General features: G+C 66.7%; 27 protein-coding genes. 13 read left to right on the forward strand and 14 right to left on the reverse strand.

Annotated features, from left to right (window positions below):
- Positions 1–77: 77 nt before the first annotated feature.
- Together QX070_RS27985 and QX070_RS27990 are read left to right on the forward strand one after the other, a co-directional pair.
- Entirely contained in the window at positions 78–977 is a 900-nt protein-coding gene (locus QX070_RS27985; RefSeq protein ID WP_315740381.1) for a bifunctional helix-turn-helix domain-containing protein/methylated-DNA--[protein]-cysteine S-methyltransferase, read from the forward strand.
- Between the two features lie 443 nt (positions 978–1,420).
- Positions 1,421–1,843 carry a hypothetical protein gene (locus QX070_RS27990; protein WP_315740382.1) on the forward strand — a complete coding sequence of 141 codons (423 nt, stop codon included), beginning with the start codon at positions 1,421–1,423 and terminating at the stop codon, positions 1,841–1,843.
- A gap of 308 nt (positions 1,844–2,151) precedes the next feature.
- On the opposite strand, the gene QX070_RS27995 is transcribed toward QX070_RS27990, so the two are convergent.
- From QX070_RS27995 to dnaK, 8 genes are all read right to left on the reverse strand, one after another.
- Positions 2,152–2,775, reverse strand: a complete 624-nt coding sequence (locus tag QX070_RS27995) for a 2,3-bisphosphoglycerate-dependent phosphoglycerate mutase (RefSeq protein ID WP_315740383.1) — start codon at positions 2,773–2,775, stop codon at positions 2,152–2,154.
- Positions 2,776–2,799: 24 nt separating this feature from the next.
- Complete coding sequence (dapB, locus tag QX070_RS28000) at positions 2,800–3,618, reverse strand: 4-hydroxy-tetrahydrodipicolinate reductase (protein ID WP_315740384.1); 819 nt, start codon at positions 3,616–3,618, stop codon at positions 2,800–2,802.
- Positions 3,619–3,712: 94 nt separating this feature from the next.
- Positions 3,713–4,015 carry a DUF1330 domain-containing protein gene (locus QX070_RS28005; protein WP_315740385.1) on the reverse strand — a complete coding sequence of 101 codons (303 nt, stop codon included), beginning with the start codon at positions 4,013–4,015 and terminating at the stop codon, positions 3,713–3,715.
- A 33-nt stretch (positions 4,016–4,048) separates the two neighbouring features.
- On the reverse strand, positions 4,049–4,780 hold the full coding sequence (gene pyrF / locus QX070_RS28010) for an orotidine-5'-phosphate decarboxylase (protein WP_315740386.1): 732 nt from the start codon (positions 4,778–4,780) through the stop codon (positions 4,049–4,051).
- Between the two features lie 6 nt (positions 4,781–4,786).
- Positions 4,787–5,365, reverse strand: coding sequence for an NAD(P)H-dependent oxidoreductase (locus QX070_RS28015; protein ID WP_315740504.1), 579 nt, complete (start codon positions 5,363–5,365; stop codon positions 4,787–4,789).
- Positions 5,366–5,410: 45 nt separating this feature from the next.
- Positions 5,411–6,013 (reverse strand): class I SAM-dependent methyltransferase, encoded by a 603-nt coding sequence (locus tag QX070_RS28020; RefSeq protein WP_315740387.1) that lies wholly within the window; start codon positions 6,011–6,013, stop codon positions 5,411–5,413.
- A gap of 236 nt (positions 6,014–6,249) precedes the next feature.
- Entirely contained in the window at positions 6,250–7,380 is a 1,131-nt protein-coding gene (gene dnaJ, locus QX070_RS28025) for a molecular chaperone DnaJ (protein WP_315740388.1), read from the reverse strand.
- Positions 7,381–7,524: 144 nt separating this feature from the next.
- Complete coding sequence (gene dnaK / locus QX070_RS28030) at positions 7,525–9,420, reverse strand: molecular chaperone DnaK (protein ID WP_315740389.1); 1,896 nt, start codon at positions 9,418–9,420, stop codon at positions 7,525–7,527.
- 421 nt (positions 9,421–9,841) lie between these two features.
- Between dnaK and QX070_RS28035 the strand changes: the two genes are divergently transcribed.
- Both QX070_RS28035 and QX070_RS28040 read left to right on the forward strand, forming a co-directional pair.
- On the forward strand, positions 9,842–11,350 hold the full coding sequence (locus QX070_RS28035; protein WP_315740390.1) for a hypothetical protein: 1,509 nt from the start codon (positions 9,842–9,844) through the stop codon (positions 11,348–11,350).
- Between the two features lie 208 nt (positions 11,351–11,558).
- Positions 11,559–12,494 (forward strand): hypothetical protein, encoded by a 936-nt coding sequence (locus QX070_RS28040; protein WP_315740391.1) that lies wholly within the window; start codon positions 11,559–11,561, stop codon positions 12,492–12,494.
- Between the two features lie 164 nt (positions 12,495–12,658).
- Here the strand turns inward: QX070_RS28040 and grpE are convergent, their stop codons facing one another.
- Together grpE and hrcA are read right to left on the reverse strand one after the other, a co-directional pair.
- Positions 12,659–13,279, reverse strand: a complete 621-nt coding sequence (grpE, locus tag QX070_RS28045; protein WP_315740392.1) for a nucleotide exchange factor GrpE — start codon at positions 13,277–13,279, stop codon at positions 12,659–12,661.
- Between the two features lie 132 nt (positions 13,280–13,411).
- Complete coding sequence (gene hrcA, locus QX070_RS28050; RefSeq protein WP_315740393.1) at positions 13,412–14,500, reverse strand: heat-inducible transcriptional repressor HrcA; 1,089 nt, start codon at positions 14,498–14,500, stop codon at positions 13,412–13,414.
- Between the two features lie 184 nt (positions 14,501–14,684).
- Between hrcA and rph the strand changes: the two genes are divergently transcribed.
- From rph to hemW, 3 genes are read left to right on the forward strand one after another with little or no spacing between them, the layout of a single operon-like run.
- Positions 14,685–15,398, forward strand: a complete 714-nt coding sequence (rph, locus tag QX070_RS28055) for a ribonuclease PH (protein WP_315740394.1) — start codon at positions 14,685–14,687, stop codon at positions 15,396–15,398.
- Positions 15,395–16,039, forward strand: a complete 645-nt coding sequence (gene rdgB / locus QX070_RS28060; protein WP_315740395.1) for an RdgB/HAM1 family non-canonical purine NTP pyrophosphatase — start codon at positions 15,395–15,397, stop codon at positions 16,037–16,039. Before rph ends, rdgB begins: the two co-directional genes overlap by 4 nt.
- Entirely contained in the window at positions 16,026–17,183 is a 1,158-nt protein-coding gene (gene hemW, locus QX070_RS28065) for a radical SAM family heme chaperone HemW (protein ID WP_315740396.1), read from the forward strand. The genes rdgB and hemW overlap by 14 nt, the downstream gene beginning before the upstream one ends.
- A 13-nt stretch (positions 17,184–17,196) precedes the next feature.
- Here hemW and QX070_RS28070 read toward each other — a convergent pair whose 3' ends face one another.
- Positions 17,197–18,405, reverse strand: coding sequence for a penicillin-binding protein activator (locus QX070_RS28070; protein ID WP_315740397.1), 1,209 nt, complete (start codon positions 18,403–18,405; stop codon positions 17,197–17,199).
- Between the two features lie 304 nt (positions 18,406–18,709).
- Here QX070_RS28070 and rsmI point away from each other — a divergent pair, with 304 nt between their 5' ends.
- From rsmI to QX070_RS28090, 4 genes are all read left to right on the forward strand, one after another.
- Entirely contained in the window at positions 18,710–19,669 is a 960-nt protein-coding gene (gene rsmI, locus QX070_RS28075; RefSeq protein WP_315740398.1) for a 16S rRNA (cytidine(1402)-2'-O)-methyltransferase, read from the forward strand.
- Entirely contained in the window at positions 19,656–20,066 is a 411-nt protein-coding gene (locus tag QX070_RS28080; protein ID WP_315740399.1) for a YraN family protein, read from the forward strand. Before rsmI ends, QX070_RS28080 begins: the two co-directional genes overlap by 14 nt.
- Positions 20,067–20,099: 33 nt before the next feature.
- The gene (gene gshB, locus QX070_RS28085; protein ID WP_315740400.1) at positions 20,100–21,041 is read left to right on the forward strand and encodes a glutathione synthase; all 942 of its coding nucleotides are present in this window, start codon (positions 20,100–20,102) and stop codon (positions 21,039–21,041) included.
- A gap of 115 nt (positions 21,042–21,156) precedes the next feature.
- Positions 21,157–21,975 (forward strand): exodeoxyribonuclease III, encoded by an 819-nt coding sequence (locus tag QX070_RS28090; protein ID WP_315740401.1) that lies wholly within the window; start codon positions 21,157–21,159, stop codon positions 21,973–21,975.
- Between the two features lie 33 nt (positions 21,976–22,008).
- Here QX070_RS28090 and QX070_RS28095 read toward each other — a convergent pair whose 3' ends face one another.
- Positions 22,009–22,452, reverse strand: coding sequence for a cyclic nucleotide-binding domain-containing protein (locus QX070_RS28095; RefSeq protein WP_315740402.1), 444 nt, complete (start codon positions 22,450–22,452; stop codon positions 22,009–22,011).
- A 66-nt stretch (positions 22,453–22,518) separates the two neighbouring features.
- A complete protein-coding gene (locus QX070_RS28100; RefSeq protein WP_315716813.1) occupies positions 22,519–23,205 on the reverse strand; it encodes a response regulator transcription factor in 687 nt (228 codons plus the stop codon).
- 274 nt (positions 23,206–23,479) lie between these two features.
- Between QX070_RS28100 and QX070_RS28105 the strand changes: the two genes are divergently transcribed.
- Positions 23,480–24,001, forward strand: coding sequence for a L,D-transpeptidase (locus QX070_RS28105; RefSeq protein ID WP_315740403.1), 522 nt, complete (start codon positions 23,480–23,482; stop codon positions 23,999–24,001).
- A 20-nt stretch (positions 24,002–24,021) separates the two neighbouring features.
- A complete protein-coding gene (locus QX070_RS28110; RefSeq protein WP_315740404.1) occupies positions 24,022–24,807 on the forward strand; it encodes a 2-keto-4-pentenoate hydratase in 786 nt (261 codons plus the stop codon).
- A gap of 26 nt (positions 24,808–24,833) precedes the next feature.
- Here QX070_RS28110 and QX070_RS28115 read toward each other — a convergent pair whose 3' ends face one another.
- Positions 24,834–25,517: a YggS family pyridoxal phosphate-dependent enzyme gene (locus QX070_RS28115; RefSeq protein ID WP_315740405.1), complete on the reverse strand. Its 684-nt coding sequence runs from the start codon at positions 25,515–25,517 to the stop codon at positions 24,834–24,836.
- Positions 25,518–25,547: the final 30 nt, after the last annotated feature.

Genomic DNA, 25,547 nt, shown 5'->3' on the forward strand with positions numbered 1-25,547 from the left:
AGCCGATCACATTCGCCATAGCCCCCCGATCAGAAATCGGGTGGAGTACCCGCCCCGGCCGCCCTACATCCAAGCCCATGATGACCCTCGCCATTCACGATTCCGCCCTGGCCAAGCCGGGCCCGCAACAGACGGCGGCGCTGCGCGACTACGACGCGGTGCGCCGCGCCATCGCCTTCATCTCCGAGCATTGGCGCCGGCAGCCGGCCATCGAGGACATGGCCGACGCCGCCAGCCTGACGCCCGACGAGCTGCACCATCTGTTCCGCCGCTGGGCCGGGCTGACGCCGAAGGCGTTCATGCAGGCGCTGACGCTCGACCACGCCAAGGGCCTGCTCAAGGGCTCGGCCAGCGTGCTCGACGCCGCGCTCGACTCGGGCCTCTCAGGCCCCGGCCGCCTGCACGACCTGTTCGTCACCCACGAAGCGATGTCGCCCGGCGAATGGAAGACCGGCGGCGCCGGCACCACGCTTCGTTACGGCTTCCACCCCTGCCCGTTCGGCATCGCGCTGGTGATGGCCACCCCGCGCGGCCTCGCCGGCCTCGCCTTCGCCGATCCCGGCGAGGAGGCCTCCGCGCTCGCCGACATGAAGAGCCGCTGGCCCCGCGCGGCTTACGTCGAGGACGTCGCCGGCACGGCCGCGCTGGCCCAGCGTATCTTCGACAAGAGCCTGTGGCGCCCCGACCAGCCGCTCCGCGTCGTGCTGATCGGCACCGATTTCGAGGTCCGCGTCTGGGAGACCCTGCTCAAGATCCCCATGGGCCGCGCCGTCTGCTACTCCGACATCGCGACGCGACTGGAGTCCCCGAAGGCCTCGCGCGCCGTGGGCGCCGCGGTCGGCAAGAACCCGATCTCGTTCGTCGTGCCGTGCCATCGCGCGCTCGGCAAGAGCGGAGCGCTGACGGGCTATCACTGGGGGCTGACACGCAAGCAGGCGATGCTTGGGTGGGAGGCTGGGCAGGTGGGGATGGGGTAGTCCTCCTGCGTCACATCCACCGTCATTCCGGGGCACACGCCGCGTCCACCGTAGCTCGAAGAGCGAAGGCGGACGTACGAGCCCCGGAATCTGACGTCAGAAGACGCGGCGGCCACCGCCGTCAGGTCCGACGTAATGCAAGCCAGATGGCTAGCAGGACGAGAAACGCGGCGAACGACCAACCGTTCTGGACAGTCGACAGGGCGGTTAACCAAGGGGCGAGTTGCATCTAGTAACCTCATCGGTTGGTGAGGCTGTCCATTGATACGACGTCGGCCCTACTCGCAACGCACCCTGACGGAAAGGCCGAGCGAACGCGGCGAAAGTAATCGGGGCGGTCAAACACGGACTGGCATGGCGACAACTTCGGATAAAAATAATCCTATTGCGCTTTTACAGAATTTATGATTATCTCCGCCCATCCCGCCTCGACGAGAGGGGCGTTGCGCGCGATCGTCACGACACGCGAGGCGGGGAGCGATGGCCGCGATCTGCCGCAGCGTGTCTTCGGACGCGCCGACGAACGGCTGGCTGCGGACGTGAAGTCGCAGGGTCCTGATACCCCGATGCTGGTATCAAGCCGCGAGGGCGCCAGAGCGCGCCGCGTGGTGATGGTGGCCAACAAGCCCGGCGCACCAGGGAGACTGCGTATAAGCGTGAAGACCGTCGCGCGGGGAATGCCGGTTGTTCCGGCTGGACCTGTGGTGACTGCCGCCTGCTTTTTTTCTGCAGGCGGGCCATGGGTGCGGCCAGCATCCGGCATTCCCCGCGCCCTCTCGGATTTCGGAGGGACATGGTTGCAGCAGGACTCGGGCGAGATGCGCCGCGAGATCGTGAAGCCGTGGGCGGGGCTGTTTGAGATGTGAATCGGGGAGAAAGATCGGCGTGCCGGTGATCGCACTGGCCGATTCCCTCCGCATCGTCGCGGGCCTCATGGTTCGAGACGCGTCGCAAGGGCGACGCTCCTCACCATGAGGGGCGGCTTCGCATTCGGAGCTGCGAATTGACGACGAGCAGCGTGCTCATGGAAGGGTCGAGCTCCGGAGCAACTTACGCCCCTCACCCTGAGGAGCCCGCCGCAGGCGGGCGTCTCGAAGGGCGAGGCCCGGACCTTGGCCTCTTGGTTCTCAAGGCGATGCGGGAGCATCGGAGACGGAACGCTTTGGGCGCGCGATCAGCCCGCCAGATCCAGCTTCGACTCCACCGTCGAGTCCGCATTCAGCCGGTAGATGATCGGCACGCCCGTCGCCAGCTCGCGCTTCAGGATGCCTTCGGGCGTCAGCTTCTCCAGCACCATGATCAGCGCGCGGAGCGAGTTGCCGTGGGCGGCGACCAGGGTGCGCTGTCCGCGGAGGACGCCGGGGAGGATTTCCTGGACGTAGTAGGGCAGCGCGCGGGCCAGCGTATCCTTGAGGCTCTCGCCGCCGGGCGGCGGGACGTCGTAGGAGCGGCGCCAGACGTGGACCTGCTCCTCGCCCCATCTGGCGCGGGCGTCGTCCTTGTTGAGGCCGGAGAGGTCGCCATAGTCGCGCTCGTTGAGCGCGAGGTTCTTGGCTATCGGCAGGCCGGTCTGGCCGAGCTCGGTCAGGATCAGATCGAGCGTGTGCTGGGCGCGCGTCAGCACCGAGGTGAAGGCGACGTCGAAGACCAGTCCCTGCGCCTTCAGCTTGCGCCCGGCCTCCTTGGCCTCGGCCACGCCCTGCTCGGTCAGGTCCGGATCCTTCCAGCCGGTGAACAGGTTCTTCAGATTCCACTCGCTCTGGCCGTGGCGCACCAGCACCAGGAGACGTTCGCTCATCAGTTCGCTTCCATCGACGTTGAACTAGAAAAGGTCCTTGAGGCCGAGCACGTCGTCCATCGTGTAGTAACCCGGCGGCTTGCCATGCGCCCACAGCGCCGCCTTCAGCGCGCCATGGGCGAAGATCATGCGGTCCTCGGCCTGGTGCGACAGCACCAGCCGCTCCGAGGGACCGGCGAAGATGACGCTGTGATCGCCCGCCGCCGTGCCGCCGCGCAGCGAGGCGAAGCCGATGTCGCCGCTGCGGCGCTCGCCGGTGATGCCGTCGCGGCCACGGGCGGAATGCTCCTCGAGCGCGATGCCGCGGCCGTCGGCGGCGGCGCGGCCGAGCATCAGCGCGGTGCCCGAGGGCGCGTCGACCTTGTGCTTGTGATGCATCTCGAGGATCTCGATGTCGAAGCCGGCATCGAGCGACTTCGCCACCTGCTTCACCAGCGCCGCCAGCAGGTTGACGCCGAGGCTCATATTGCCGGACTGCACGACGACGGCGCGCTTGGTGACGCTCTTGATGACGGCGTCGTCGGACGCGGACAGGCCGGTGGTGCCGACGACGTGGACGATGCCGCGCTCGGCGGCGATCGCGACGTTGGCGATGGTCGCGGCCGGGACGGTGAAGTCGAGGATGCCGTCGGCCTCGGCGGACATGGCCCAGAGGTCGCCCGACAGTGTGATGCCGTTGGCAGGCAGGCCGGCGAGGGCGCCGGAGTCCTTGCCGATCAGCTCCGAGCCGGGGGCTTCAAGCGCGCCCGCCAGCACGGCGCCGTCGGTCTCGGCGATCGCACGCACCAAGGCGCGGCCCATGCGGCCGCCGGCTCCGGCAACGATCAAGCGCATCTTTGACATGTCAACTCCTCCGCCCCTTCAAGGGCTATAGCCGGGGCTGATAGCGGCGGCAACCGAGCGAGGCCAAGTCGCGGGTGGCCGGGGCGGGCGGCGATCAGGGCTGCGGTCCGTCATAGCCCTCGATGATCACCAGGTCGCCTTGCGAATACGGCGCGCGCATCGCCACCAGCCGCTGGTATTCGGCAGAATTGTAACACGCCAGCGCGGTGGCGTAGTCCTTGAACTCGATCACGACGTTGCGCGAGCGCGAGGTGCCTTCCTTGGTCTCGTACTGGCCGCCACGGACCAGGAATTTGGCGCCGTACTGGTGGAACACGGCGCCGTTCTGCGCGACGTAGTCCTTGTAGCCGTCCATGTTGTGCACGTCGATCCGCGCGATCCAATAGGCCTTGGGCATCCCTGTCGTCTCCTTGCTCTCTGGCCCTCTTGCTCAAGCTCGGTTGGTCTTACCGACCAGCGCGACGGCGCTGGCGATGTCGGCGACGATGCTCTCGGCGGCCGCTGCCGGATCGGCGGCGGCGGTGACCGGGCGGCCGACGACGAGGCGGTCGGCGCCGCCGGCGATCGCCAGCGCCGGGGTCATGATGCGCTTCTGGTCGCCAACGTCTGATCCCGCCGGGCGGATCCCGGGAGTCACGAGCTGCATGTCGGGGCCGACCAGCGGCCGGACCAGCTGGGTCTCCTCGGGCGACAGGATCAGGCCGTGGATGCCGATCTCCTTGGCCTGCCTGGCGCGGTGCGCCACGAGCTCCTTGACGCCCATGGCGTAGCCGGCGGCGGCGAGGTCGGCATCGTCGTAGGACGTCATCACGGTGACGGCGAGCAGCTCGAGGCTGGAGCCGGCGGCGCCGGCGAGCGCGGCCTTCATGCTCTGGGAGAAGCCGTGCACGGTGAGGAAGCGCGCGCCGAGCCTGGCGATCTGGCGGGTGGCGCGCTCGACGGTGGTCGGGATGTCGTGCAGCTTGAGGTCCATGAACACGTGCTTGCCCTCGGCCGCAAGCCGTTCGGCGAGGCCGAGGCCGCCGGCATAGGTCAGCTCCATGCCGATCTTGTAGAATGTCACGGCGTCGCCGAGCCTGATGATCATGGCTTCGGCATCCGCCACGCTCGGCAAATCGAGCGCCACGATCAGGCGGTCGCGGGGAGCAATCTCGGTCGGCATGTCACCTCACATCGTATGTTGCGCGACAACGATCAGCTCCCGCACCAGGGCGTCGAGCGCCGTGATGTCGGCGGGCAGTTTGAGCCGGTCCATGTCGTTGTAGGCCTTGTCGGCGCAGGCCAGCGCAAGCTGGCCCGGGATCACCGTCGCGTTGCAGGCAGTCAGCATCAGCCGCAACGCCGAGAGTGCACGCACGCCGCCGAAGCGGTTCTCGGAGGCGGCGGCGATCGCAAACGGCCGGCTGCGGAACACCGCGCCGCGGCTGCCCGGCGGCTCGTCGACGCGCGAGATCCAGGTGATGGCGTTGCTCAGCAGCGGCGGCACCGAGGCGTTGTATTCCGGCGTCACCAGCAGCACGGCATGATGAACGCCGATCATGCGCGTCAGATTCACGGCGTGAAATGGAATGCCCGATTGCGCCTCGAGGTCGGCGTCGTAGATCGGCAGCGGGAAGTCGGCGAGCGAGATGCGGGTGATTTCGGCGCCGGCCTGCACGAACTGATAGGCGGCTGCCGCGGCGAGCTTCGCGTTGTGCGAGCCGACCCGCGTCGAACCGGGGATGATGAGGATCTTCAGCGCGGACATCGTGAGGTCGGTCAACGACCCGCCACGAAGGATCGCGGCCGCCGGTCAGGGCTTGCGATACACCCAGACGCGCGCCGGCGGAAGGTTCATCCAGATGCGCTCGGACGCCTGCGTGGTGACGCCGGGCAGCGACTTCGGAATCGGCGGCACGACGGAATAGGTGAACTGCACGAACGGCGCATTCGGCGACATGGCCGCGAACGCATCGCGGATCAGCTTCATGCGGGTCAGCATCGGCTTGGTCACGAGCGGCAGGCCGGAGACGACGGCGGAGGCCGGGGCGCCCAGCACGTTCCAGAGCGTGTCACGAAGGCGATAGGCGTCGCCCTGGACCACCTTGGCCTGCGGGTAGCGATCGCGCAGCAGGGCGCAGAAACTCGGATTGTACTCGACCAGCACCAGCCGCTTCTGATCGATCCCATGTTCGACCAGCGCATTGGTGATCGCGCCGGTGCCCGGTCCGAGCTCGATGACGGGGCCTGTCCCGTGCGGATCGACGTACTGCGCCATCGTGCGGGCCAGCAGCCGACTCGACGGCATGACGGCGCCCATGTGCAGCGGCTTTTCGATCCATGAGCGGAGGAAGCGCACTTCGTCGTCCAGACGGAGAGGCTTTTTCGACGCACGCACGGACGTTTGCAAGGGCATCTCAGTACCAGACGGGACCGTCTTCACGGCGATGTCAGAAAAGAGTCACAAAGACGTATAGGGCGCAGGCGGGGCGGTCAAGCCGAACCGTAACGTACGATTAAGGCTGGCGGGTCCGCGCTCTTACAGTTGCATTCGATAATTTTTTGCATGTGCAAAGCAGCAAATTGGCTCGACACATGAATCCCGAAGTCATTCGGCGAAACCACCCGGCCGTGCTTGCTTGAACTCACGGCTCAGCTCGCCGCCTTGCCGAAGAAATCCTTGACCTTGGTGAAGAAGCCAGCCGCCTCGGGCTGGGTCGCTCCCGAGGACAGCTTCTCGAACTCGGCCAGCAGCTCTTGCTGCTTCTTGGTCAGGTTCTGCGGCGTCTCGACCACGATCTGGACATACATGTCGCCGGTCTGGCGCGAGCGCAGCACCGGCATGCCCTTGGCCGCGATCCGGAACCGGCGCCCGGACTGCGCACCGGCGGGAATCTTAACCTTGGTCTTGCCCTTGTCGATCGTCGGCACCTCGAACTCGCCGCCAAGCGCCGCCGTCACCATTGAGATCGGCACCCGACAATGCAGGTCGGCGCCGTCGCGCTGGAAGAACTCGTGCTGGGTCAGCGACAGGAAGATGTAGAGATCGCCGGGTGGTCCGCCGCGCAACCCCGCCTCGCCCTCGCCGGCAAGACGAATGCGGGTGCCGTCCTCGACGCCCTGGGGAATGTTGACGGACAGCGTGCGGTCACGGGTGACGCGGCCGGAGCCGGAGCAGGACGGACAGGGGTCCTCGATCATCTGGCCACGGCCGTGACAGCCGGGGCAGGTCCGCTCCAGGGTGAAGAAGCCCTGCGCCTGCCGCACGCGGCCGGCGCCGCCGCACATCGAGCAGGTCTTCGGCTTGGTGCCGGCCTTGGCGCCGGTGCCGGAGCAGGATTCGCAGGTCACCGAGACCGGAATCTCGATCTGCGCCGTCTTGCCCTGGAACGCCTCTTCCAAGGTGATTTCCATGTTGTAGCGCAGATCGGCGCCGCGCTCGCGCCCGGTGCCGCCGCGTCGCTGCCCGGCCATGCCGAACAGGTCCTCGAAGATGTCAGAGAACGAGGAGGCAAAGCCGGCGCCGAAGCCGTGCGCGCCACCCATGCCGCCCTGCTCGAAGGCGGCGTGGCCATAGCGGTCGTAGGCGGCGCGCTTGTCGGCGTCGCGCAGCACCTCGTAGGCCTCGTTGATTTCCTTGAATTTCACTTCGCTGGAGGCATCGCCCGGATTCTTGTCCGGATGCCACTTCATGGCCAGCTTGCGGAAGGCGGCCTTGAGCTTGGTCTCGTCGGCGTCGCGCTCGACTTCCAGGGTCTCGTAGTAGCAGCGCTTGGTGGACATCAATCAAACCCGCCCGAACTTCGCCCAATAGGAACGGCTGGCGCGATCGCCGCGCGCGTTCCGGTCAATGAAAATGACCCCCATCCAACGAGCCGCAAAGTGCGCTCTTTGGCATGGGGGTCATGGTCACTACCTCTGCCTCAGTTAAGCAGATTTCTTCTTGTCGTCGTCGACCTCGGTGAACTCCGCGTCGACCACGTCATCCTTGGCGGCGTCGCGGGCCGCATCGGTCTCGGCCTGCTGCTTGTACATGGCCTCGCCGAGCTTCATCGACGCCTGGGCCAGCGTGTTGGTCTTGGCCTTGATCGCCTCGGCATCGTCGCCCTTCAGCGCTTCCTTGAGATCGCTGACGGCATCCTCGATGGCGCGGCGCTCGGTGTCGGCGACCTTCGAGCCATGCTCGGCCAGCGCCTTCTCGGTGGAGTGCACCAGCGCGTCCGCATGGTTCTTGGCGTCGACCGCCTCGCGGCGCTTCTTGTCCGCCGCGGCATTGGCCTCGGCGTCCTTGACCATCTTGTCGATGTCGGCTTCCGACAGACCACCCGAGGCCTGGATGCGGATCTGCTGCTCCTTGCCGGTGGCCTTGTCCTTGGCCGAGACGTTGACGATGCCGTTCGCGTCGATGTCGAACGTCACCTCGATCTGCGGCATGCCGCGCGGGGCCGGCGGAATGCCCATCAGGTCGAACTGACCGAGCATCTTGTTGTCGGCCGCCATCTCGCGCTCACCCTGGAAGACCCGGATGGTGACCGCGTTCTGATTGTCCTCGGCGGTCGAGAACACCTGGCTCTTCTTGGTCGGGATCGTGGTGTTGCGGTCGATGATGCGGGTGAACACGCCGCCCAAGGTTTCGATGCCGAGGGACAGCGGCGTCACGTCGAGCAGCAGCACGTCCTTGACGTCGCCCTGCAGCACGCCGGCCTGAATCGCCGCACCGATCGCCACCACCTCGTCGGGGTTGACGCCCTTATGCGGCTCCTTGCCAAAGAACTGCTTCACCATCTCCTGGATCTTCGGCATGCGGGTCATGCCGCCGACCAGCACCACTTCGCCGATCTCGCCGGCGGTCAGGCCGGCATCCTTCAGCGCCTTGCGGCACGGCTCGATGGTCTTCTCGACGAGGTCGGCCACCAGCGCCTCGAACTTGGCACGGGTCAGCTTCATCGTCAGATGCTTCGGACCGGACTGGTCCGCGGTGATGAAGGGCAGGTTGATCTCGGTCTGCGTGGTCGACGACAGCTCGATCTTGGCCTTCTCGGCAGCTTCCTTGAGGCGCTGCAGGGCGAGCTTGTCGTTGCGCAGGTTGATGCCCTGCTCCTTCTGGAATTCGTCAGCGAGGTAGCTGACCAGACGCATGTCGAAGTCTTCACCGCCGAGGAAGGTGTCGCCGTTGGTCGACTTCACCTCGAACACGCCGTCGCCGATCTCCAGGATCGAGACGTCGAAGGTGCCGCCGCCGAGGTCGTACACGGCGATGGTGCCGGCCTTCGTCTTGTCGAGGCCGTAGGCGAGCGCAGCCGCGGTCGGCTCGTTGATGATGCGCAGAACCTCGAGGCCCGCGATCTTGCCCGCGTCCTTGGTGGCCTGGCGCTGGGCGTCGTTGAAGTAGGCGGGGACGGTGATGACGGCCTGATCGACCTTCTGGCCGAGATGGGCTTCCGCGGTCTCCTTCATCTTCTGCAGGATGAAGGCGGAGACCTGCGAGGGCGAATAGGTCTTGCCGTCGGCCTCGACCCAGGCGTCGCCGTTGCCGGCTTTGACGATCTTGTAGGGGACGAGCTTCTTGTCCTTCTCGACCATCGGGTCGTCGTAGCGGCGGCCGATCAGTCGCTTGACCGCGAAGAAGGTGCGCTCGGGGTTGGTCACGGCCTGGCGCTTGGCCGGCTGGCCGACCAGGCGTTCGCCATCGTCACTGAACGCGACGATCGACGGCGTCGTGCGCATGCCCTCGGCGTTCTCGATGACTTTCGACGATTTGCCGTCCATGACGGCCACGCACGAATTCGTGGTGCCGAGATCGATCCCGATGACCTTTCCCATGGTCTCATATTCCTTCTTTTTGCGGCAGGTTGGGTGGGGCCCTGACGGCGCCCCCATCCAAAACCCCCTCAGATCAAATGCTCGCGATATTGCGACGATGAGCGTCATATAGGAGGGGGGGACTGGCCCGCAAGGACCGGACCAGGGGTTCGACCCAACGAAAATCACGGCCGTCGCCGAACGACCTCATGGAGACATCAGAGCGGCCCATCGGAATTGGCGGCGACGCGAAACGGCGGCTCGGACCGGAGGCGACTGCGCGAATCCACCTGCCGGCACGTCGAATGGCCCCGTGCGAAATAGGAGGGTGCGATCGCGGGCAAGTGCGACACATCCGGTACCGCTGATCTGCCCCAATGACCGAAATGCGTTGTTAACCCACGGGCCCTAGCCTGCCGCACTCCTGGGACGGGAATGAGGCATGGTCATCGACTCCGATTGGGGCTTTCCGCAGCGCGCGCGCGAAGCCGGCCAAGCCACGTTCCCGGGACTGCTGATCTGTGCCATCGTGGTTGCAGCGGCGTGGCTGCGGTACGTCCTTCCCCTCAATGTCGATGTCAGCTGGTGGCTCCTCGTCAGCGAGCGCATGCTCGATGGACAGCGGCTCTACGTCGACATCCTCGAGACGAACCCGCCGATGGCTGGGTCGGTCTATCTGCTGGCCGTCGCGCTGGCGCGTGCGATCCATCTCAGGCCCGAGCTGGCGACGAATATCCTGATCTTCGTGCTGACCGCGGCATCCCTGACGCTGGTATGGCTGCTGCTGCGGACATCGGCCCTGCGCCATCGCCTCGCCGACGGCAGGCTGGCGGCGTGGACGACCGCCCTGCTTCTGATCGCGCCGATGTATGATTTCGGCCAGCGGGAACATCTGGCCCTGATCACGATATTGCCGGCGATCGCGGTGTACATCCTGCGCGCCAGGCGCGAGCGGGTGGCCCCGGCGGCCATGCTCATCGCCGGTCTCAGCGCCGGTCTCACGATGAGCTTCAAGCCTTATTTCGCCTTCAGCGTCGGCTTCTGCATACTCGCCGCCGCGGCTCAGGCGCGCGACTGGCGCGTGCTGTTCGCGCTGGAGAACTGGATCGCCGCGGCCCTGGTGCTGATCAACGCGGCGTGCATCTATCTGTTCTTTCCCGAATATTTCACGGTCATCTATCCGCTGGTCCGCGACGTCTATCTGCTTCTGAAGGCGCCCGTGCCGACCATCCTCGTGACCCTGCCGATGGGCCTGTGGCTGGCTGCAGCAGTCATCGTCCTCATTCTTCAGCGCACGCAGCACGAGCGCGACGCCGCATCGTTCACCACATTGGCCGCATCACTCGGGTTCCTGGTGTCATTCGTCGCGCAGCAAAAGGGCTGGGGCTACCATGCCTATCCGATGGTGGCGCTGGCGCTGCTTGCCGCCGGCCTTGCCGTGTCGGCGATCGACGCCAGCCGCGACGCGCGACGCTGGCCGCGTGCCGCCACCGCTCTCGCCGGCGCCGTGCTCTTCGTGCAGACCTGCTTCTGGTTCAATGGTAGTGTCGACGTCCAGCAGATCGAAGCCCAGGTGGCCCGGCTCGGGCCGCGCCCGAGCATGCTGGTGCTCAGCGCGGCGGCGGTCATCGGGCACCCCATGGTGCGGACCCTTGATGGCACCTGGATCTCGCGCCAGGAGGCGTTCTGGGTCCGGGAAATCGTTCGCCGGTCGCAACAAGACGGAACCATCGATTCACAAACTGCGCAGAGGCTCGCGCCCTATGTGGAACGTGAACGCGCCGGGATCATCGCCGACTTCCGGAGGCAACCGCCCGACGTCGTCCTGATCGACAATCAGAACAGCGACTGGGGCGACTGGGCGCGTTCCGACCCCGAGATCAGGGCTCTGCTCGCGCCCTATGTGCTGGTGCAGACCGTCGATGGCGTCGAAATCCTGAAGCGCGGCTAGCACGGCACCGTCATCAGCCCGCCTTTCGAGGCGAAATGACCTGGGAAATGCGACCCGCAGGGCGCGCTGATCGCCGCAGGCGATCAAAACCGCGCGCCCGGCCTGTTGCGGGGGGCGCAAAGCCGCTAAAAGCGTGCCGCCGACGACCACGCTGGCGAGGACCCCCCACCGCCTCGGCGCGAGGCCTCGGTCAACGAGGCAATGTTTGATGATGATCGTTCGACTCTTCGCCGCGGCTACCCTGCTGATGTCGCTGCTGCACTCCGCCATGGCCGCCGAAGCCATATTTCCGCCCGGCGTCCGCATCGGGCTCGCGCCGCTGGTGGGGCTCGCCAAGGCCAAGACGTTTTCCGGCTTCGAAACCGAGGACCAGAGCGTCAAGGTGCTGCTGACCGAACTGCCGGCGGCCGCCTATGGCGAGGTGAAGAATGCGTTTACCGCCAATCCCGCCGGGACCGGCAGCGTCAAGCCGGAGAGCATCGAGACCGCCGCCGGCACCGCCTACTACACGGTTGAGAACGGTCGGGATGGCGCCACGCCGGTGCGGCGCTACTCGATGATCCTGCCCGGCAACGGCTTCTCCGGCTACGTGGCCGTGCAGATCCCGGAGACCGCGAGCCGGATCTACACCGACGATGCCGTGCGTCAGATGTTCGCCTCCGCCGTCGTCCGCAAGGACGTTCCCGTCGACGAGCAGCTCGCGATGATGCCGTTCAAGGTGACCGAGCTCTCCGGGTTCAAAACCATCCGCACGCTCGGGCCGGGTGCCTTGATCCTGGCCGACGGCGAAGAGGACAAGGGCTTCGAAGCCGCGCCCTTCGTGGTGATCGGGCTCGTGGCCGGGGTGGCCCCGGAGGCGGGCGACCGCGCGCGTGTCGCCCAGCAGGCGGCCACCACCATTCCGGGCGTCCGCGAAGCGCGCATCACGATGTCCGAGCCGATCCGCATCGACGGCCAGCCGGCCTACGAGACCCGGCTCGAAGCCACCAGCGGCAAGGACAATACGCCGGTGACCGTGGTGCAATGGCTGCGCTTCGGCGGGCCGAATACGCTGCGGATCATCGGCAGCGCGCCGCGCGATCAGTGGTCGGTAGCCTTCCCGCGCTTCCGCGCCGTCCGCGACGGCATCCAGCCGAGAGGCTAAGCCCAACTCGGTATCCGGACGCCGCGGTCTCATCGGCCGCGGTCCACTTGCCGCGACACGAACTACAAACTCGCGCCGACAAACAAGAAGCCACGGGCATCACCGCCCGTGGCTTCTTCGTTGGACTGACAGGACGGCAGGAGAAGACCTGCCTATGCTGGCCGTCACGCGGCGCTGTTCGACTGATCGTTGCTCGGCGCGGGCGCAGCCTTCGCGCCACCCTTGGACACGCCGACCAGCGCGGGACGCAGGATGCGCTCGCCGATCATGAAGCCGGCCTGCACGACCTGCACCACGGTGCCCGACGGCACCGACGAATCCGGGACCTCGTACATCGCCTGCTGGAAGTTGGGGTCGAACTTCTGTCCCGTCGGATCGAACTTCTTGACGCCGTTCTTCTCCAGCGTGTTGAGCAGCGAGCGCTCGGTGAGCTCGACGCCCTCGATCAACGATTTGAGGCCTGCATCGGCATTGGCGCGTGTCTCGGCCGGCACGGCATCGAGCGCGCGCTGCAGATTGTCGGCGATGTCGAGCACGTCGCGCGCGAAGCCGGTGATGCCGTACATGCGTGCATCGGCGACTTCACGGGCCGTCCGCTTGCGCAGGTTCTCCATCTCCGCCAGCGTGCGCAGCATCTTGTCGCGCGCGTCGGCCGCCTCCTTGGCAAGGGCCTCGGCCGAGCCGGTCTCAGGATCGTCGGGCATGATGTAGGGCTTGGAGACGACGGGGTCGCTGGCCTGCGCCGGGTTTTCCGGATCATTCTTGTGCAGGTCGGGATCGGTCATGGACAGACTCGCAAGTTCGGCTGACGGGTTTTGGGGGTATGGGGCGGGATATCGTGCTTTGGGCGTCGAAAATCAAGCGCAGCCTGACCATCGCGCCCGGAGGCGCTGTCCGCGGGTTAACCATGCCACGCGTCAGCCACCCAGCAGCCGGCTGACCAGACGCGCGGCATAATCGACCGTCGGGATCACCCGGGCATAGTTGAGCCGGGTCGGACCGATGACACCGAGCACGCCGACGATGCGACCCGTGGCGTCGGAATAGGGCGACACGATCGTCGACGAGCCCGACAGCGAGAACAGCTTGTTCTCCGAGCCGATGAAGATGCGGACACCTTCCGCGCTCTCTGCCCGTCCAAGCAGATCGACGACGCCGCGCTTGGTCTCGAGATCGTCGAACAGCCGCCGCACGCGCTCGAGATCTTCGAGCGCATGCAGGTCCTCGAGCAGGTTGGCGTGGCCGCGCACGATGAGCTGCCGCTCGTCGCTGTCCCCTCCGGACCAGCTCGCGACACCGGCGGCGATCACCTTCTGCGTCAGCAGGTCGAGCTCGGCGCGATCATGCGCCAGCGCCGTCTCGAGCTCGAGCCGTGCTTCCGCCAGCGTCCGGCCTCTGATGCGGGCATTGAGGAAATTCGACGCCTCGGTCAGCGCCGAGGACGGCACGCCCGGCGGCAGAACCAGAACCCGGTTCTCGACCTGCCCGTCCTCGCCCACCAGCACGACCAGCGCACGCTCGGGCTCGAGCCGCACGAACTCGATGTGCTTCAGCCGGGTGTTGGATTTTGCGGTCAGCACCACGGCAGCGGCACGGGTCAGACCCGACAGCCGGGTCAGCGCCTCGTCCAGGGCGGCCTCGACCGATTGCGCCCGCCCGACCGCGGCGAGCTGGCTCTGGATCGATTGCTGCTCAGCCTCGGTCATGTCGCCGACCTGCATCAGGGCGTCCACGAAGAAACGCAGGCCGGCCTCGGTCGGCAGCCGGCCGGCCGAGGTGTGCGGCGCGTAGATCAGGCCGAGCTGCTCGAGATCGGCCATGACGTTGCGCACCGAGGCCGGCGACAGCGGAACCGCGATCAGCCGCGAAATGTTGCGCGAGCCGACCGGCTCGCCGGTCGCCAGATAGCTTTCGACGATCTGCCGGAAGATCTCGCGCGAGCGCTCGTTGAGCTGCGCCAGACCGGCCGGCGGTGTCATCAGGTTGATCGGATCGTGGTGGGCCACCAGATGCTCTCCTCGCAGCTGCCTATAATGTGTCCATGCGGCGGCTCGGTGGCAAGCCGGTCGTCGCGCGCTCTCGGGCGCGACGAGGCCATGATAAACCCTTGATAAGCCCTTGCCGCTGCCGGTCGCGGCTCCTACAAGGCCGGTCAAAGTCGGTCTTTCGCGCGCTTTCACGGAGAGAATCATGCGGCCGAGCCGCCGTGCACCGGATGAACTGCGGGCCGTGAGCCTGGAACGCGGCGTCGTCAAATACGCCGAGGGCTCCTGCCTGGTGAAGTTCGGCGACACCCATGTGCTGGTCACCGCCACGCTGGAAGACCGGCTGCCGCCCTGGCTCAAGGGCCAGGGGCGCGGCTGGATCACGGCCGAATACGGCATGCTGCCGCGCGCCACGCTGGAACGGACCCGGCGCGAGGCCTCCGCCGGCAAGCAGACCGGTCGCACCGTCGAGATCCAGCGTCTGATCGGCCGCTCGCTGCGCACCGCGATCGACCTGGAAGCGCTCGGCGAGCGCCAGATCACGGTCGATTGCGACGTGCTGCAGGCCGACGGCGGCACGCGCACGGCGTCGATCACCGGCGCCTGGGTGGCGCTGGCCGACTGCATCAAGTGGATGAAGTCGCGCAACATGATCAAGACCGAGGTGCTGCGCACCAACGTCGCCGCGATCTCCTGCGGCATCTACAACGGCACGCCGGTGCTGGATCTCGACTACGCCGAGGATTCCGAGGCGGAGACCGACGCCAATTTCGTCATGACCGGCGACGGCCGCATCATCGAGGTGCAGGGCACGGCGGAGAAGACGCCGTTCACCGAGGCCGAGCTCCTGGCGCTGATGGCACTGGCCCGCAAGGGCGTGGCGCGACTGGTCGACCTGCAGAAGATGGCGGTCGCGTGAGTAGCGGTCATCGCAAGCTCACCGGGCGCCTCGTCATCGCGACCCACAATCCCGGCAAGCTTGCCGAGATGCGCGAGCTGCTCGCTCCCCATGGCGTCGAGGCGGTGTCGGCCGGCGATCTCGGCCTGGACGAGCCGGACGAGACCGGCGAGACCTTCCAGGCCAACGCCCGCATCAAGGCGGTCGCCGCGGCCAAGGCCGCGCAGCTTCCTGCCTTTGCCGACGATTCCGGCATCGTGGTTCATGCGCTCGATGGGGCGCCGGGGATCTATTCGGCGCGCTGGGCCGGACCGGACAAGGATTTCACCAGCGCGATGGCGCGGATCGAGCGCCTGCTGCAGGAGCGGGACGCGAGGAGTGCCGACAAGCGCACCGCGCATTTCGTCTCGGCGCTGTGCGTGGCGTGGCCGGACGGTCATGTCGAGGAGGTCGAGGCGCGGGTCGACGGCGCCCTGGTCTGGCCGCCGCGCGGCACGGCGGGCTTCGGCTACGACCCGATGTTCCTGCCCGAGGGGCACGACCGGACCTTCGGCGAGATGACCAGCATCGAGAAGCATGGCCTGCCGCCGCTCGGGCTCGGCCTGTCGCACCGGGCGCGCGCCTTCGTGAAGCTCGCGGAGATCTGCCTTGACCAGCGCTGACAGCGAAGCGTTCGGCGTCTATGTGCACTGGCCGTTCTGCCTGTCGAAATGTCCGTATTGCGACTTCAACAGCCACGTCCGGCATGCCGCCATCGATCAGGACCGCTTCGCCCGCGCCTTCGCGCAGGAGATCGCGACCACGGCCGCCCGCATCGGGCCGCGCACCGTCACGTCGATTTTTCTCGGCGGCGGCACGCCGTCGCTGATGCAGCCGCAGACGGTCGGCGCCATTCTCGACGCGATCGGCAAGCACTGGCACGTCGCTGGCGATGTCGAGGTGTCGCTCGAAGCCAATCCGACCAGCGTCGAGGCGACACGCTTTGCCGGCTATCGCGCCGCCGGCGTCAACCGGGTCTCGCTCGGCGTCCAGGCGATGGACGATGCGTCGCTCAAGATGCTGGGACGCCTGCACACCGCCGAGGAGGCGATGAAGGCGGTGGCGATCGCGCGCAATGCGTTCGAGCGTTATTCGTTCGATCTGATCTACGCCCGGCCCGACCAGACGCCGGCGATGTGGACCGAGGAGCTGACGCGCGCGATCGGTGAGGCGGCTGAGCACCTGTCGCTGTATCAACTGACGATCGAGGAAGGCACGCCGTTCTTCGGCCTGCACGCCGCAGGCAAGCTGAAGACGCCGGATGAAGGCCTGGCCCGCACCTTGTACGACGTCACGCAGGAGATCTGTGGCCGTCACGGACTGCCGGCCTATGAGATCTCCAATCATGCCCGCCCGGGCGCGGAGTGCCGGCACAATCTGATCTATTGGCGCGGCCACGAATATGCCGGCATCGGCCCCGGCGCCCATGGTCGTCTCGACATCGGCGGCATCAGGCATGCGACCGCGACCGACAAGCGGCCGGAGGCCTGGCTGATGCGGGTGGAGTCCAACGGTCATGGTGTGATGACCGACGACGAGCTCAACCGCGAGGAGCGCGCCGACGAATTCCTGCTGATGGGGCTGCGTTTGGCCGAAGGCATCGACCCCAGGCGGTATGCCGCGATCTCCGGCCGTGCGCTCGATCCGCGCCGCATCGCGCTGCTGCGCGAGGAGGGCGCCATCGCGGTCGATCCGGATGGACGGCTGCGCGTGACTCAGGATGGCTTTCCGGTGCTCGACGCGGTCGTCGCCGATCTCGCCGCCTGAAGGATGCTGCGACTCACGTCGCGCTGAAGCTCTTCGGCGCGCCGGCGACCGTCTGTCCGCCACCCGAACCGACGCGCATCACGGCAAGCCCGCGCTCATTGGTGCCGTCGCTGCGGAACCGGAACAGCCCATCGATGCCGGCAAAGCCCGATGCATTGGTCAGGACATCGGGCGCGAAGCGCTGGTTGCCCTGGGTGCGCGCCAAAGCGGCCACGAGCGCCACCGCATCGTAGGCGAGGGTTGCCGTGCGCACGGGATCGCCACCGAACCGCGTCCGGTAGCGACCGGCGAAGGCGCGGAAGCCGGAGGGATCCGGCGCAGCATAGAGGCCACCCTGCAGGCTGGCGCTGGCATAAACGCGCGGATTGTCCCACAGCCCCGTGCCGAGCAACTGAATGTTGCGCAGATTGGCGCCGGCAGCGGTCAGCGCATCGGCCGTCGCCGCGACCGATTCGCCGTCGTCGGCCAGCAGCAGCGCATCGGCGCCGCCGAGCGCCTGCGCCACCGTGCGCGCAGGCCCGGCGCGGTCGCTGGAATATTTCTCGAACGCCACGATGCGTCCGCCACGGCGGCTGACCGCGGTCTTGAACGCACCCTCGACGACGGTTCCATAGGCATTGTCGGGCAGCAGCGCCGCGAACGAGCGTTTGCCGACGCTGGCGGAATATTCGACGATGCGGCTGGCGTCGGACTCCGGCAGGAAGCTGAGCAGATAGACGCCGCGCCCAGCCACGCTCGAATCGGTCGAGAAGGCGATGACCGAGATGTTGCGCGCGCGCGCCACCTGGGCGGTCGCCGGTACCGAGCCCGCGAACAGCGGACCGAGAATGATCTCGGCGCCTTCGTCGCAGGCCTGTTGCGCACCCTGCTGCGCCCCTTGCGGGCTGCCGGCGTCGTCCTTGATCAGGAGCTGGATGTTGGGGTTCTGAAACTCGGCGAGCGCCATCTCGGCCGCGTTCTTCATCGATTGCGCAGCCACGCCGGCATTGCCCGACGCCGACAGCGGCAGAATCAGCCCGACCTTCACCTGGCCGTTACCGGCAACCGCCGGCTGCTGCGGCGGTCCCGCCGGCGCCGTCGGCTGCTCGAACGGATTGAAGCCCTGCTGGACGTTGGAGCACGCCGACAGCAGCGGCGCGCCGACGATCAGGCCCAGCGCCGTTCGCCGGGCGACCCCATGGGGTCCCGGACCGAGAGAGTTGGGATGACGCGGGCCCACCATGGCATCTCTTCGTTCGGCCAAGACCGGCCAGAAGTTCCCCAAACGCACGTCCGCCAAGCCGTGCTGATTCACTCATATTGTCGACGAATAGTTAAGCAAAACAAAAGGCTGTCACCGCCACAAAGCCGATCAATTCGACGTTTTGCACGGCCTATCCCCTGCTCGTACACATCCCCATTGACGTGCAGTTTCGGACTTGAAGGTTCGATGAACGGCCACGCGCCCAATGCCGATCGGAACTTCAAAATTGCTGCGCGGCTGTTCCCCTGTGGCAATCCCGCGGCATGCCCTTTAAATTACCTCGATGGGCGCGAAGGCAATCCCCAAGACGTCGCTAGACGACGGCAAATCTTCCACCACGTCGACCTACCTGGTGGCGGGTCAAATCGTCGTGGCGCCCAAGGCACGGCCTGGATTGCATCTGGTGGCGACGCCGATCGGCAATCTCGGCGACATCACGCTGCGTGCACTGGAAACCCTGGCCGGCGCCGACATCATCTTCTGCGAGGACACGCGAATCACGCGGCGCCTGACCGAGCGCTACGGACTGGGCGCGGAACTCGCAGCCTATCATGAGCACAATGCCGAAGCGGTCAGGCCGCGGATCCTGCAACGTCTGGCCCAAGGCGCAGCCATCGCGCTGGTGTCGGACGCCGGCACGCCGCTGATCTCCGATCCCGGCTACAAGCTGGTGCGCGAGGCCTGTGAGGCCGGACACGCCGTCACCGCGCTGCCGGGACCTTCCGCCGTGCTCGCGGCGCTGAGCGTGGCGGCGTTGCCGACCGACCGCTTCTTCTTCGAGGGATTCCTGCCGGCCAAGCAGCAGGCGCGGCGCACGCGGCTGTCGGAGCTCGCGCGGATCGAGGCGACGCTGGTTCTGTTCGAGGCGGGCAGCCGGGTGCAGGAGACGCTGGCCGATCTCGCCGATGCCATGGCTGGGCGTCAGGCCGCGATCTGCCGCGAGCTCACCAAGCTGCACGAGGAGGTGCTGCGCGGGGCAATCGGCGATCTCGCTGCACGGGCCGGCGATCTCGAAACGCGCGGCGAATTCGTGCTGGTGATCGGTCCGCCGCCGCGCGATGCCGAGGTGCTGACCCAGGACGCGCTGGACGCCGTGCTCAGGGATCTGTTGCAGCGATCGAGCGTCAAGGACGCCGTAATGCATGCCGTCGAGCTGTCGCGCCGGCCGCGACGCGAGGTGTATGCGCGCGCGCTCGAGCTCTCGAAGGGCGCGCGGTCGGGGGAGGCCGATGGCAAAGACTGAGCGTGCCTCCCCAGACAAGCCGGCGAAGACGGCGGCACCCGAGCGCGTCGCCGCCTTCCGCACTGGATTGTCGGCGGAAGCCCGTGCCGCAGCACTGCTGATCGCCAAGGGCTACCGCATCCTCGCCAAACGCTTCCGCACGCCCCATGGCGAGATCGACATCATAGTGCGCAAGCGCAGCCTGGTCGCCTTCGTCGAGGTCAAGGCGCGCGCCTCGCTCGACGATGCGGCCTATGCCGTGACGCCTCGCCAGCAGCAGCGCATCATCGATGCCGCGCAGGCCTGGTTGATGGCGCATCCGGACCATGCCGAATTCGAGCTGCGCTTCGATGCGATTCTGGTTGCGCCGCGCAGCCTGCCGCGCCATCTGATGGCGGCCTTCGACGCCAGCACCTGACATGAACTGACTGCAGAGAGCAGGGACCTGCCCATGAAACTGAATGTCGCCGTCCAGATGGATCCGATCGCGCGCATCAACATCCGCGGCGACTCGACCTTTGCGATGCTGCTCGAAGCACAGCGGCGCGGACATGGCCTGTGCTACTACACGCCGGACAGGCTGTCGCTGCGCGGCGAGGAGCTGTACGCGCCGGTGCAGGCGCTGACCGTGCGCGACCAGGTCGGCGACCACTTCACGCTCGGCGAGCCCAAGCCGACGGCGCTGACCTCGTTCGACGTCGTGCTGCTGCGCCAGGATCCGCCGTTCGATCTCGCCTACATCACCTCGACGCATTTCCTCGAGCGCATCCATCCGAAGACGCTGGTGATCAACGATCCCGCCAGCGTGCGCAACGCGCCGGAAAAGCTGTTCGTGATGAACTTCCCGAAATTGATGCCGCCGACCTTGATCTCGCGCGATCTCGACGAGATCAACGCCTTCCGCGATCAGCACGGCGCTGTCGTGATGAAGCCGCTGCATGGCCATGGCGGCGCGGCAGTGTTCCGCGTCATGCCGCAGGACATGAATTTCGGCTCGCTGTTCGACATGTTCTCGGTGACGTTCAAGGAGCCCTGGGTGATCCAGCGCTTCCTCCCCGAAGTGAAGCATGGCGACAAGCGCATCATCCTGGTCGACGGCGAGTTCGCCGGCGCCGTCAACCGCGTGCCGGCGGCGGACGATCTGCGCTCCAACATGGTGCGCGGCGGCGCCGCGCAGGCCACCGATCTCAGCGCCCGTGAGCGCGAGATCTGCGACACGCTGGGTCCGGAATTGCGCGCGCGCGGCCTGCTGCTGGTCGGCATCGACGTCATCGATGGCAACCTCACCGAGATCAACGTGACGTCGCCGACCGGCATCCGCGCGATCTCGCGGCTCGGGGGCCCCGACATCGCCGCCCGCGTATGGGACGTCATCGAGAGCAAGCGGCGCTGATCAGGCACCGTCCCACATGGCTGGGGATAAGGCCAGCCAACGCGGTCATTCCGATGCGTCAGAAGCGGAGCGGAATCGCCGACATCGACGCATTTCATGATATGACGCGGGTCTCATGCGTCTCGTCCTGACCACCTGGAACATCAATTCGGTGCGCCTGCGCATCGACCTCGTCGCCAAGCTCATCAAGCAGGTCAGGCCCGATGTGCTGTGCCTGCAGGAGACCAAGTGCATCGACGACGCTTTCCCGCTGAAGCGTTTCAAGCGGCTCGGCTATGAGCACGTCGCGCTGAACGGGCAGAAGGGCTATCACGGCGTCGCCGTGATCTCGAAATGGCCGTTCGAGGAGACCAACGTCCGCACCTTCTGCGACAAGGTGGATTCGCGCCACATCACGGTGGCGTTCGGCGAGAAGGCGCAGCTCGCGCAGCCGCTGGTGCTGCACAATTTCTACGTGCCCGCAGGCGGCGACATTCCCGACCCCGCGCTCAACCCGAAATTCGAGCACAAGCTGCAATTCCTCGACGAGATGAAGGCGTGCGAGCCACTGCATCCGCGCGGCGACGACCGGCACATCCTGGTCGGCGATCTCAACGTCGCGCCGCATGAGCACGATGTCTGGTCGCACAAGCAGCTCCTGAAGGTGGTGTCGCACACGCCGGTCGAATGCGAGAAGCTGTTGGCGGCGCAGACCCATGGCGAATGGGTCGACGTCGCCCGCGAGCGCATCCCGATGTCGGAGAAGGTCTACACTTGGTGGAGCTACCGTGCCGCCGACTGGACCGTCGGTGATCGCGGCCGAAGGCTCGACCACATCTGGGTGTCACGCGCACTGAAGGACCGGGTCAGCGACTTCAGGATCCTGCGCGACGCCCGCAGCTGGGAGCGGCCGTCGGATCATGTGCCGGTCACGGTGACGCTGGACGTGTCGTAGCGAAAGCGAAGCTGACCCGCCCGGTCACGAAGATCACGACGTCAGCTTGGTCCCGGCCGCCATGATGTCATTGGCGATTCGGCTGGCGCGGTGGGCGAACTCGTCGCGCAGCCGGCGCGCAGCCATGGCGTCGCTCTCGAGCACACGCTGAAACAGGCTGCGCGAAATCCGCACCACGGTCGAATATTCCAGGGCCGTCGCGGTCGCCGGGCGCCGCATCTCGACCAGCAGCGCCAGCTCGCCGATCAGCATGGTCGGCGTGGCGACGATCTCGGCACCGACCTCGTCGCTGATGCGCAATGACCCGCGCTGGACGACATAGCCGCAATCGGCGGTGTCACCTTCGCGGAACAGGGTCTCGCCGCTCTGGATGTTACGCTGCTCGGAGCCGATGGCGATCATGCGAAGTGAGTCGCTTCCCAGCAGGCGCAATGTTGGGACGCGCTCCAGCAGCGCAATATCGTCTTCGATCGACATCAAGGGCCCGGGGAAGGCGGAATGGAACCAATATCATAAATGGCGAGACCGCCATCCCCGAACCTATCACGGTACCAACTTGTAGCCACCGGCCTCCGTCACCAGAATCTCTGGATTCGCGGCATCTTTCTCGATCTTCTGCCGCAGACGGTAAATGTGCGTTTCCAGCGTGTGGGTGGTGACGCCGGAATTGTAGCCCCAGACCTCTTGGAGCAGGGTCTCGCGCGACACCGGCTGCTGGCCGGCGCGGTACAGGAAGCGCAGGATCGCCGTTTCCTTCTCCGTCAGGCGGACCTTGCGGGCGTTGGCGCCCGTCAGCATCTTCGAGCCCGGCCGGAAGCTGTAGGGACCGACCGAGAACACCGCGTCCTCGCTGGCCTCGTGCTGGCGAAGCTGGGCGCGGATGCGGGCCAGCAGCACGGCGAAGCGGAAGGGCTTGGCGACATAGTCGTTGGCGCCGGATTCGAGCCCGAGAATCGTATCGGAATCGGTATCGTGCCCGGTCAGCATGATGATCGGCGCCTTGAAGCCGCCCTTGCGCAGGGACCGCACCACTTCGCGGCCATCGGTGTCGGGCAGGCCGACGTCCATCAGAACCAGGTCGGGTGAATTGGCCTTTGCGGCGGTGGCGCCTTTGGCGCCGGTATCGACGGCCTGGGCTTCGAACTCGTCATGCAGCGAGAGCTGCTCCATCAGGGCATCGCGCAGATCGGTGTCGTCATCCACGATCAGGATCTTGCGGGCATTGGCCATTGTACAATCCTCTAGGTGGCGCCGGCGGGATCGGATGGGTGGCGCCGTCAAACGGTGGGCAAACAGGCTCATCAGCCCTGTTCCGTCTTGAAGTAGGGGGCTGTTACCGATTCACAAGCGCCCGGACTCTACTTCAGAATTGGGCAGGGATTGAGATGATTGTCCCGTTCGACCCTCGCGGCGGACCATTTGCCGACATTAAGGCAATTACCGGGCAATAAAGGGCAATGAAAAGGCACGTTGTTTCATGTCGTTATCGAGGAGGACGCGTGGCATGCCAGCATCGCTGATCTCGATTCGCACCACGGCGGGGTCGCGGCAGCGCGGCTGGCTCCATGTCTGGGGCCAGGTCATCCCGGTGGCGCTCGGCCGCGGCGGCATCCTGGCCAACAAGCGCGAAGGCGATGGTGGTACGCCACGAGGCGTGTTCCGGCCGCGGCGGTTGTGGTGGCGGGCCGACCGTCACCCGCGCCCACACACGGTCCTGCCGGTTCGGCCGATCGGTCCGGAGGATGCCTGGTGCGAGGACCCGGCCGACCGGCATTACAATCAGGCGATCCGGCTGCGCGGCGACCGGCCCGGAGACCGGCTGGCGCGCCAGGACCATCTGTACGATTTCATCATCGAGATCGACCACAACACGCGGCCGCGGATCGCGGGCCGCGGCAGTGCCGTGTTCCTGCATCTGGCGCGGCCGAACTTCGGCCCGACCGCAGGCTGCGTGGCCATGACCCGCCCAGCGATGCTGCGTCTGTTGCAAAGGATCGGCCCGCGGACCAGGATCGTCATCCAATAACAAGAGAAGGGGAGGACGGCATGCGCGCACCGGATCAGCCAGCCAGCGCCGCGGGCCTTCTGCGTCAGCATTGGAACGAAGGCCGGAAGCTGGCAGCGCTGCCGCCGGAGCTGCGTCCAAGGGACCGCGCCGAGGGCTATGCCATCCAGGCCGAGCTCGAGCGCCACTCGCCCAAGCCATTATTTGGCTGGAAGATTGCGGCGACCAGCGAGGCCGGCCAGCGCCATATCAATGTCGCCGGTCCGATGGCCGGGCGGATCCTGGTCGAAACGGTGCTGCCGGTCGGCGGCACCGCGTCGATGGCCGGCAACGCGATGCGGGTCGCCGAGCCGGAATTCGCCTTCCGCCTCGGACGCGATCTGCCGCCCAGACCGACACCTTATGATGTCGCGGAGGTGCTGGCCGCGGTCGACACCCTGCACCCCGCGATCGAAATTCCCGATTCGCGGTTCGCCGACTTCGTCAGCGCCGGCGAGGCGCAACTGATCGCCGACAATGCCTGCGCGCATCTGTTCGTGCTGGGCGAGGCCGCCACCGCCGACTGGCGCAGCCGCGACCTGATCGCGGAGCGGCCGCGCATCGCGCTGCGTGGCGAGACCTTCATCGGCCACGGCCGCAACGTGCTCGGTGATCCGCTGATAGCGCTGGCCTGGCTGGTCAACGAGCTCAGCGCGCTCGGCGTGCCCGCGCGGGCAGGGCAGGTGGTCACGACCGGCACCTGTCATCCGCCGCTGCCGATCGGCAGCGGGGACCACATGGAGGCCGATTTCGGCGACCTGGGGCAGGTATCGGTGCGGTTCGAGTAGGGACCGGCCGCGACCGCGCCCCTTCTTCAGCGATGCCCGAAGATCGCCGAGCCGACCCGGACATGCGTGGCGCCGAACTGGATGGCGGTGGCGAAATCGGCGCTCATGCCCATCGACAGATGCGCGAGACCGTTGCGGGCGGCGATCTTGGCGGTCAGCGCGAAATGCGGCCCCGGTGTTTCGTCGACCGGCGGAATGCACATCAGCCCTGAAATCGCGAGCCCGTAATCCGTGCGGCAGGCGGCGATGAAGGCGTCGGCGTCGCCGGGCGCGATTCCCGCCTTCTGCGGCTCCTCGCCGGTATTGATCTGGACGAACAGCTGCGGATGCCGGCCCTGGGCGGAAATCTCCTTGGCAAGCGCCACGCACAGGCTTGGCCGGTCCACCGAATGGATGGCGTCGAACAGCGCCACCGCCTCCTTGGCCTTGTTGGATTGCAGCGGCCCGATCAGGTGCAGTGCGAGCCCCGGATGCGCGGCCATCAGCGGCGGCCACTTGGCTTTGGCTTCCTGAACGCGATTTTCACCGAACACGCGCTGTCCGGCCGCGATCACCGGCTCGATTGCCTCGGCATCGAAGGTCTTCGACACGGCGATCAGCGTGACCGAGGCGCGATCGCGCTCGGCATCGCGGCAAGCGCGCAGAATCTCCTGCTCGACGGCGGCGAGCGCAGACGGCGAGGACGGGGATGAGGCGTTCAATTCAGGCACGATGGCGTCCGTCGGTCGGTAGATTTGCGG

The organism is Bradyrhizobium sp. SZCCHNR1093 (assembly GCF_032381175.1).
Taxonomy (GTDB): domain Bacteria; phylum Pseudomonadota; class Alphaproteobacteria; order Rhizobiales; family Xanthobacteraceae; genus Bradyrhizobium.